At 70.2% G+C, this 8293-nt stretch carries 9 protein-coding genes; 4 read left to right on the forward strand and 5 right to left on the reverse strand.

Going from position 1 to position 8293, the window contains the following annotated elements:
• Positions 1-24: 24 nt before the first annotated feature.
• The gene (locus tag AB0L53_RS21620) at positions 25-1239 is read right to left on the reverse strand and encodes an aminotransferase class III-fold pyridoxal phosphate-dependent enzyme (protein WP_363996428.1); all 1215 of its coding nucleotides are present in this window, start codon (positions 1237-1239) and stop codon (positions 25-27) included.
• Positions 1240-1450: 211 nt separating this feature from the next.
• Positions 1451-2401 carry a carbohydrate kinase family protein gene (locus AB0L53_RS21625; RefSeq protein WP_363996431.1) on the reverse strand — a complete coding sequence of 317 codons (951 nt, stop codon included), beginning with the start codon at positions 2399-2401 and terminating at the stop codon, positions 1451-1453.
• Between the two features lie 72 nt (positions 2402-2473).
• Between AB0L53_RS21625 and AB0L53_RS21630 the strand changes: the two genes are divergently transcribed.
• Complete coding sequence (locus AB0L53_RS21630) at positions 2474-3058, forward strand: TetR/AcrR family transcriptional regulator (RefSeq protein ID WP_363996434.1); 585 nt, start codon at positions 2474-2476, stop codon at positions 3056-3058.
• A 188-nt stretch (positions 3059-3246) separates the two neighbouring features.
• On the opposite strand, the gene AB0L53_RS21635 is transcribed toward AB0L53_RS21630, so the two are convergent.
• Positions 3247-3834 carry an HD domain-containing protein gene (locus AB0L53_RS21635; RefSeq protein WP_363996437.1) on the reverse strand — a complete coding sequence of 196 codons (588 nt, stop codon included), beginning with the start codon at positions 3832-3834 and terminating at the stop codon, positions 3247-3249.
• 138 nt (positions 3835-3972) lie between these two features.
• Positions 3973-4413 (reverse strand): AraC family transcriptional regulator, encoded by a 441-nt coding sequence (locus tag AB0L53_RS21640; protein ID WP_363996440.1) that lies wholly within the window; start codon positions 4411-4413, stop codon positions 3973-3975.
• Here AB0L53_RS21640 and AB0L53_RS21645 point away from each other — a divergent pair.
• Together AB0L53_RS21645 and AB0L53_RS21650 are read left to right on the forward strand one after the other, a co-directional pair.
• Positions 4412-4669 (forward strand): hypothetical protein, encoded by a 258-nt coding sequence (locus AB0L53_RS21645; protein WP_363996443.1) that lies wholly within the window; start codon positions 4412-4414, stop codon positions 4667-4669. The genes AB0L53_RS21640 and AB0L53_RS21645 overlap by 2 nt on opposite strands.
• Positions 4670-4773: 104 nt before the next feature.
• Positions 4774-5412, forward strand: coding sequence for a class II aldolase/adducin family protein (locus AB0L53_RS21650; protein WP_363996446.1), 639 nt, complete (start codon positions 4774-4776; stop codon positions 5410-5412).
• A gap of 46 nt (positions 5413-5458) precedes the next feature.
• Here AB0L53_RS21650 and AB0L53_RS21655 read toward each other — a convergent pair whose 3' ends face one another.
• On the reverse strand, positions 5459-7027 hold the full coding sequence (locus AB0L53_RS21655) for a DUF885 domain-containing protein (protein WP_363996449.1): 1569 nt from the start codon (positions 7025-7027) through the stop codon (positions 5459-5461).
• Positions 7028-7049: 22 nt separating this feature from the next.
• Between AB0L53_RS21655 and AB0L53_RS21660 the strand changes: the two genes are divergently transcribed.
• Positions 7050-8293, forward strand: a 1244-nt coding sequence (locus AB0L53_RS21660) for a DUF4032 domain-containing protein (RefSeq protein ID WP_363996452.1), incomplete at its 3' end; no start/stop codon positions are given.

An 8293-nucleotide genomic window follows, 5' to 3' on the forward strand; every position in this document is an offset into this window, starting at 1 on the left:
AACCCGAAGCGCTCTCGGATCCCGTCAGCCGAAGTGCGCCCTGGTCTCGGCGAAGGCCAGGTCGGTGCCCTCCAGGGCCTGGGCCACGTCCTCCTCCGTGTGCGCCGCCGACATGAACCAGTTGTGCCACGGGTGGATGTACACGCCGTGCCGCAGGCAGGCGTCGCTCCAGTACATGGCGGTGGACAGATCGGCGTCGCCGTCGAAGCTCAGCCACGGGATCGTCACGGGCCCGGTCTGGTTCACCACGAACCCGTGCGCCTTGGCCTGCCCGTACAGCCCGTCACGCAGCTGCGTCCCGGCCCGCTCCATGGCCGCGATGCCGTCGGTGTCGCGCAGCGTCTCGATCGTCGCCTTCGCCGCCGCCATCGCCACGGCCGAGAACCAGAACGAGCCCGTCGAATACAGCGTCTGAGCCGGTCCGCGCAGCGCGTCCGTGCCGGTCACGGCGGCTATGGCGTAGCCGTTCGCCATGGCCTTGGACCACGCCGTCAGGTCCGGACGTACGCCATAGGGCTCCCACGACCCCCGCAGGTCGATCCTGAACCCCGCCCGGACGTCATCGATCACCAGCGCGGCCCCGATCCGGTCGGCCAGCGCCCGCGCGGCCCGCGCGAAAGCGGGCTCCACCAGCTCCTGGTCCTCGAAGGAGTCGTGCTTGAACGGCGTCACGATGATCGCCGCGACCTCCCCCTCGACCGTGGCGGCCGCAGCCTCCAGCGACTCGATCGAGTTGTAGTCGAACTCCACCAGGTCGGCCCGCTCGTTCGGCGTCGTCCCGGCGAGCGACGGCGTGCACCAGGGGTCGGCCCCGTGGTAGGCGCCGTGGGCCATCAGCACCTTCGTGCGGCCGGTGGCCGCTCTGGCGACCATGAGGGCCTGGGTGGTGGCGTCGGTGCCGTTCTTGGAGAACATCGCCCAGTCGGCGCTGGGCACGGTGTCGACCAGCAGCTCGGCCAGCTCGACCATGATCGGCCCCGGCCCGTTGAGGCAGTCGCCGAGAGCCAGTTGCTTGGCGGCCGCCTCCTCCACGCGCGGGTGCCGGTGCCCGAGCACCACCGGGCCCCAGCTGCACATGAAGTCGATGTACTCGCGGCCGTCCACGTCCCACTGGCGGCACCCTTCGCCCCGCTCGAAGAACTGCGGGTATCCCGGGGCGAAGATCGCGGCGTTGAGGTGCCCGTACATGCCGCCGGGCACGACCTTCAACGCCCGCTGACGAAGCTCAGCGTCTGTCATCTGAAATCCCTCTCTCCAAGTTCCATCCGCCCGGCAGCGGGTCAAGCACAGCCGGGATCAGTGCGACCGGCAGTCGCGTGCGGCCGGGGGCGCGGTGCGACCGGCGATCGGGTGCGGCCGACGGTGCGGTGCGACCGGCGATCGGGTGCGGCCGACGGTGCGGTGCGACCGGCGATCGGGTGCGGCCGACGGTGCGGTGCGGCCGGCGGGGTCATGCCAGGAGGGCGAGGGTGGATTCCAGGTCGGTGAGGCCCGCGTCCGAGCCGAGTCCGGTGGCGACCTGGGCGGCGGCGGCCGTGCCCCAGCGGGCGGCGCCCACCACGTCCTGTCCGTGCAGCAGCCCGGTGATGAACCCGGCGCAGTACGCGTCCCCGCAGCCGGTCGTGTCGCTGACCTCGACCTTGAGCGCGGGCACCTGCTCGATCCCCGCCTCGGTCACCACCAGGCTTCCCTCAGCCCCCATCGTGACGAGCACCCCGCGCGGCCCCTCCGCCAGCAACGCCCTGGCCGCCGACGACACCTCCGCCACAGAAGGCGACGAGCCGGAGCCGGAGCCGGAGTCACCTGCCATGAGGAGCGCCTGGGAGTCGTTCGGGAGGACATAGTCCACGTGCGGGAGGAATGCCCGTGCCATCCCCAGCAAGTCCGGCATTTCCGACAGCAGGTCCATCGTCACGATCACCCCGGCCGCCCGGAGTGAGTCCAGCAGCGCGAAGAACGCCGGATCCCCCAGCCCGAACGTCACGTCCATCCCGCCCAGATGGACGGCCCGCACGCCACGCAGCCGCGCCTCGTCCAGGTCCGCCGGCGTGACCCCGAGGTTCGCCCCGGGGACGTGGAAGCTGGGTCGCCCGCCGTCAGGTCTGATCGGCAGGATCGAGGCCGCCGTCTGCTCGCCGGCCTTGCGGGTGAGCAGGGAGACGTCCACACCGCGCTTGGCCATCACCGCCACCAGGAAGTCCCCGAGCTCGTCGTCCCCGATCGCGCCCATGGAGACGACCTCGTTGCCCAGTTTGACCAGGTCGACCGCCGTCCCGGCCGCAGACCCGGCGGCGGTCAGCCGGATCTGGTCCACCAGGGCGGTGTCCTGCCCTTCCGGGATGTACGAGACGGGCCTGGCGAGGATGTCGACGATGTGCACGCCGACCGTGGCGACGGTCATGGGTCTAAATAGACAGACGTCCGAATAAAAAGTCAATATGCTCAGGACAGCACCGAAGAAGGGGGCCACCGGATGCCGAAGATCGTTGACCATGACGAGCGCAGGCGCGAGGTGCTCTCAGCCGCCCGCCGGGTGATCGTCAGGGACGGCATCGACGCCGCCACGACTCGTGCCATCGCCAAGGAGGCGGGCTACTCCAACGGCGTGCTGGCGCACTACTTCGCCGACAAGGACGAGATCCTGCTGTCGGCACTGCGGCAGTCCCACCAGCGCATCCGCGAGCGCTTGACGCGCAAGATCGAGGGCGCCACCGGCCTGGCCGCCCTGCGCGAACTGCTGCTGGACAACCTGCCCCTCGACGCGGAACGTACCCAGGAGACGCGCCTGGAGGTCAGCTTCTGGAGCCGCAGTCTGGCCTCGGAGCGGCTCGCCGAGATCCAGCGCGCCGAGGCCGCCGAGCTCCGCGGCGCCGTACGGACGCTGCTCGGCGAGGCTCGGGCTGCGGGCGAACTCACCACCGACGAGAACCTCGACGACATCACGGAGCGCCTGCTGGCGCTGGTCGACGGGCTCAGCCTGCACCTGCTGCTCTATCCCGGCCGCCTCGCCCGCGTGGATCTGGAGCGCCTGATGCTCGCCGCTCTCGACCATCTGTGATGGTCTTTAAAAAGACCTTCCATCCTGTACGGCAAGCCGCCCAACCCGCCAACCGCCGCACGTGGCGGGCGTCTGTCCAGGGAGACGCCCGCTGACCGGGCGCAACGTCCCGCCGCAACGGCGCTCGGTTACCCGATTCGGCCCTCATCCTCGGCCAGTTGCCGGCAATGTGACGGCGCTCTCAGAGGTCACTCTCCGGCCCGTTGCCGGCGCAGCAACTCGGCGGCGAGCGAGTACGGCGGTGCCGCGGCCCGGGATCGGGCGGCATGCTCGATGATCGCGTCCCGGACAGAGCGGTCGTCGGCGGGTCGGGGGTACTTGGCGTAGACCTGCTGGAGCATCGGAGCGCCGAGGTCGGTGACGTGGCCGGTGTCGGTGAAGACGCCTTTGTGGGTCAGGTAGGTCAGCAGTCCGCGCCGGTCGGCGATGCCCAGGGAGGAGTGCAGGGCGATCGCCTCCCACACCCGGTCGACGTCCGTCGCGGCGACGCCGTGCTCGGTCAGCACGGATGCCGCCAGATCGGCGCCTTCCACTTCGAACCGGGCCTGGCCGGCCGCGAGGCTGCCCAGCCCCAGATCGTGCATCACGCAGGCGGCGAAGAGCAGGTTCTCGTCGTAAGCCGCGTCATTCAGGCAGCCTTCCTGCTCGGCCAGCAGGCGGGCGAACAGGAAGCAGCGGATGCTGTGCTCGGCGATCGGCGTGCTCTCCGACTTCTGTACGAGGGCGAGGCTCGCGTCGGCCAGCGGCCCCGTGGGCAGGGCGAATATGTCGTTCACGCCCCGACCGTATGAAGGCGAAGCACGAACGAGAAGAGGCCCGAGTGCCATGCATCGCCAGGATCGGGCCATGACTTCGACGAATTGATCAGCACCAGGTGGCGGTCCTCGTACGTCTGGCGGCTCTGCCCTGCGGCTTCAGCGGGCGGCCCGGGCCGGGCGGTACCGGCTACGGAAGGCGGCCGGTGTGCTGTCGGTGCGCTGGACGAAGTACTTGACGAAGTTACTGGTGTCGAGGAAACCGAGGCGGGCCCCGATGCCCGCGACAGATTGGTCGCCGTGGGCGAGGAGGCGTTTGGCCTCCAGCACGACGCGACGGTCGATGAACTCCTTGGCGCCGACGCCGGCGGCGGCGAGCGCGGCCCGGGTCAAGGTGCGCGGCGAGTATCCGAGGACGCGTGCGTAGTGTCCGACGTCGCGGGCCCGGGTGAAGTCGATTTCGACGGCGGCGCGAAAGCGCTGGAAGGTTTCCGCGTGCTCGGCGGGCAGGGTGCCCACGGGGGCGGTCAGGTGGGTCAGGCGCAGCAGGAGCACGGCGAGCAGCCGCTGGAGGATGGCGGAGCGGGTGGGAGCCGGCATGCGGGTGGTGTCGTACTCGCAGGCGAGGTGGTCGAGGGCCCGGCGCAGGGCTGGGGCGTCCTCGCCGGTGATCTGCCACAGGGCGCGTCCGATCGAGCCCGGCACCCGCACCGGCAGTTACCGCACCGCCCTGGACGACCTCGTCATCGACGACGGCGGCAACAGCACCATCTCCGTGGAGGACTACGCGGTCGCCCTCCTCGACGAGATCGAGAAGCCTGGCCACCGCCGGCAGCGCTTCGCCGTCGGCTACTGACCGGCAGGCGCACAGGCGTTCGGCCCGCCACTTCCCGTGGGAAGCGGCGGGCCGCACGCCCCTGGCATTGCCGCATTTCGGACGACCGACTACATTGCTCCGCCATGAGCCTCCGCGAGCAGCTGTGCGAGTACGGACAGAGAGCCGTCGAGCAGGGCCTGGTCATCGGCACGTCGGGCAACCTGAGCGTCCGCCAGGGCGAACTGGTCGCGGTCACCCCGTCCGGAGTCGCGCTCGACCGGCTGACGCCGGAGATGTGCCCGATCGTGGACATCGAGGGGTACCTGGTCGAGGGCGACCTGCAGCCGTCCTCGGAGACCCCGATGCACCTGGCCGTCTATGAGACCACCGGCGCGCAGGCCATCGTCCACACGCACTCGGTGTTCGGGACCGTCGTGGCCACCACGATGACCGAGCTGCCGCCGGTCCACTACAACGCGCTGCTGCTGGGCGGGGTGGTGCGCGTGGCCGAGTACGCAACGTACGGGACGCCGGAGCTGGCGGCCAACGTCCGGGCGGCGCTGGACGGCAAGCAGGCGGCGCTCATGGCCAACCACGGCGGCGTCACCATCGGCGCCACGCTCGAGCAGGCCTTCGAGGCCACCCGGTTACTCGAATGGCTGTGTGAGGTGTACGTGCGGGGGCTGAGCGTGGGCAAGCCCACGATCCTGACCGATGAGCAGCTCGCGGCCGTGATCGACCGCTCGCTCAACCCACCGGCCTTCCCTCGCCGCACGTCCTGAAAAGCCACCCTCGCTCAACCCGCCGCACCTCCTGAGTCCAGCAGGACTACAGGTGGGCCGCCTGTTCCGCCAGGCCCAGCGGCAGGCCGCCCGAGCCCGCGATCTTGTCGTGGAACGACTTCAGCGACCCGTCGTACGACTCCCTGATCCGGTCGATCTCGATCGCGCCCGTCAGGTAGGACGGCGCCTGCGTGGGCCAGGCGCAGTAGCGGTTGACCTCCCCCTGCGCCGTTCCGGGCGACAGTGACGCCTTCGTCGCCATGAACGTCTCCGCCTCCTCGATCGACATGTCCTCGCAGTGCAGCGCCGTGTCCACCACGATGCGGGCCGCGCGGAAGATGCGGCAGTCCAGGTGCGCCAGCTCGGTGGCGAGCGTGTCGAAGTAGCCCTGCTCGTGCAGCACCTTCTCGACGTAGAGGGCCCAGCCCTCGGTGAAGTACGGGGTGCGGAACACGTTGCGCACGGTCCGGGTGTTGCTCGCCATGTGCGACAGGTGCCAGTGGTGGCCGGGATAGGCCTCGTGAACGGCGATCGACGGCATCTGGGCCCGCGAGTTCGTCCGCAGGCGCTGCCGCACCTGCTCCTCGGTGAACCCGTCAGGCGTGTACGGCACGAAGAACACGCCGGTACGCGAGCTGCTCAGCGGCGGCGGCGACAGGTAGTGGGCCACGGCCAGGACCGGCCTGGTGTATTCGGCCGAGGGCAGCACCAGGCACTCCTCCCCCTCGGGGAAGGTCACCAGGTCGCGTTCCCTGACGAACTCGCGGGCCCGGTGAGTCTCGGCCTCGTACTCGGCCCGCATGTCGGCCAGCGTGGCGGGATGGTCGTCCATCAAGGACTCCATCGCGGCGCGCCAGTCCTCGGTGCCGTTGAGTCTCCTGGTGACCTCGCGCATCCGCGCGTCCAGCGACGCCCAGGCCGCCTCGCCCTTCTTGTGCAGCTCGGCTGCGCCGTACCCGAGCAGTTCGCGCTCGCGCAGCAGCGTCGAGTAGAGCCGCTCGCCCATCCGCCAGGTGCCGCCGCAATTGAACTCTTCGAGGAAGGTGACGAACGCATCGAAAGCGGCGGCGGCCGGCTCTGCGGCGGACGCGAGCCGCGCGCGCAGCTCCGGGTCCGTCACCATCGACGGGATGGTCTTGGTGAGGAAGTTGCGCCCGGTGCGCGCCTGCCCGAGGCCGCGCTGGACGAGCAGCGGCGCCGCGAGCTCGGCGTCGAGGTTGGCCCGGCAGGCGGCCAGCACGTCCGGCACCTCGGCCAGCCGGGAGAGGGCGGCGGCCACCAGCTCGGGCTCGGGCTTGAGCCGCCGCTGGAACGGCGTGAACATGGAGGTGAATATCGCCGACAGGTAGACGGCCGGGTCGCGCCGCCAGTCCGGCCAGGAGGCGAGGGCGATGGAGCCCCTCAGCTGAGACAGGACGAGATCCCTGTCGATCGCGTCGTCCGGTGTCGGCGTCTCCAGTCTGGAGAGCCGGTCCAGCCAGACGATCTCTTCCCGCTCACGGGCGGCGAAGGCGGCGGCGGTGAAGTCACCGAGCGTGTGATCGTAGCCGTCGGCTCCCAGGGTGCTGGCGACGACGGGACGACCGGAAAAGTACCACTTGAGAAACTCGTCCACGTCCGCACAATATCCTGGGCATATGCCCCTACAGATCACCGGCGCGCTCGGCAACCCCGACCTGATCCGCCTGCCTTGGGAGGTCCCTCTCGCCGACTGGCCGACGCATCACATGGTCGATCTGCCGCGCGGTATCTCGCGGCACGTGGTGCGGTTCGTGCGGCTGTCCGGCAACGTGTACGCGATCAAGGAGATCAGCGAGCGGTACGCCAGGCGGGAGTACCAGCTGCTGTGGGACCTGGCCAGGCTCGACGCGCCGTCGGTCGAGCCGATCGCCTACGTCACCGGCCGGGACGAGGGGCTCGACGCGGCGCTGATCACCCGGCACCTGCAGTTCTCGCTCCCGTACCGCGCGGTCATGTCGGGCACGCTGCGGCCCGACACGCTCACCCGGCTGCTGGACGCGCTGGCCGTGCTGCTGGTGCGGCTGCACCTGATCGGCTTCTACTGGGGCGACTGCTCGCTGTCGAACACGCTGTTCCGCAGGGACGCGGGCGCCTTCGCCGCCTACCTCGTGGACGCGGAGACCGGCGAGATGCACCCGATGATCAGCGAGGGCCAGCGGCTCGGCGACATCGAGACCGCGCACATGAACATCTTCGGCGAGATGCTCGACCTGGAGGCGGGCGGGCTGCTGCACCCGTCGATCGACCCCATGGACACCGCCGAGGACATCGTGACCCGCTACCACCGGCTGTGGAACGAGATCACCCAGGACGAGATCATCGAGGAGGTCGACTGGCACCGGGTGGAGCAGCGGATCAGGCGGCTCAACCTGCTGGGCTTCGACGTGGCCGAGATGATGGTGCGGCGCAAGGTCGGCACCGGGCGGCTCATCGTCCGGCCCAAGGTGGTCGACGCGGGGCACCACCAGCGGCGGCTGCTCCGGCTCACCGGCCTCGACGTCGAGGAGAACCAGGCCAGGCGGCTGCTGAACGACCTCGACGGGTTCCGGGTCGCCAAGGGCCTGCGGCACGAGGACGAGGCGATCGTGGCGCACCGGTGGCTGGCCGAGGTGTTCCAGCCGACGGTCGAGGGCATTCCGGCCCGGCTGCGCGGGAAGCTGGAGCCCGCGCAGCTGTTCCACGAGGTGCTGGACCACCGGTGGTACCTGTCGGAGGCGGCCGGGGCCGACGTGGGCATCGCGGCCGCCGTGAAGTCGTACGTGGACAAGGTGCTCGTCCACAAGCCCGATGAGAAGGCCCTCCTGCCAGAGGAGCCGGGCGGCCTCCTGGAGGAGGCGGACGACCTGCTTGAGGAGTCGGA

Origin of the sequence: Nonomuraea sp. NPDC052129 (assembly GCF_040680095.1) — a bacterium.
In the GTDB taxonomy this organism is placed as follows: Bacteria; Actinomycetota; Actinomycetes; order Streptosporangiales; family Streptosporangiaceae; genus Nonomuraea.

Coding starts and splice junctions, on each gene's coding strand:
- AB0L53_RS21645 (WP_363996443.1), top strand. CDS start 4,412: ATGCGGGTGGTGTCGTACTCGCAGGCGAGGTGGTCGAGGGCCCGGCGC.
- AB0L53_RS21620 (WP_363996428.1), bottom strand. CDS start 1,239: ATGACAGACGCTGAGCTTCGTCAGCGGGCGTTGAAGGTCGTGCCCGGC.
- AB0L53_RS21630 (WP_363996434.1), top strand. CDS start 2,474: ATGCCGAAGATCGTTGACCATGACGAGCGCAGGCGCGAGGTGCTCTCA.
- AB0L53_RS21640 (WP_363996440.1), bottom strand. CDS start 4,413: ATGCCGGCTCCCACCCGCTCCGCCATCCTCCAGCGGCTGCTCGCCGTG.
- AB0L53_RS21625 (WP_363996431.1), bottom strand. CDS start 2,401: ATGACCGTCGCCACGGTCGGCGTGCACATCGTCGACATCCTCGCCAGG.
- AB0L53_RS21650 (WP_363996446.1), top strand. CDS start 4,774: ATGAGCCTCCGCGAGCAGCTGTGCGAGTACGGACAGAGAGCCGTCGAG.